Genomic DNA, 277 nt, shown 5'->3' on the forward strand with positions numbered 1-277 from the left:
GTATTGGAACTCACTCGTGTATCGAGTCCTGCAATCGAATTGGTATTAGAAGTTATGCTAGCTGTGTTTGCATTTACTCCGTTAGTCAATGCTAATTCTGCGGCAGTTGCTCGGGCTACCTCAGCGGTAATACTATTTGTATTGGAAGTAACTCGTGTATCAAGACCTGCGATCGAACTGGTATTAGAAGTTATGCTAGCTGTGTTTGCATTTACTCCATTCGTTAATGCTAATTCTGCAGCAGTTGCTCTTGTTATCTCAGCAGTAATGCTACTTG

At 41.9% G+C, this 277-nt stretch carries 1 protein-coding gene; it reads right to left on the reverse strand.

What is annotated here, in order from left to right; genetic code table 11:
• A partial coding sequence (locus ACST14_RS10980) for a hypothetical protein (RefSeq protein WP_459463484.1) occupies positions 1–277 on the reverse strand: 277 nt, incomplete at both ends.

Source organism: Aquirufa sp. A-Brett2-15D (assembly GCF_054558735.1).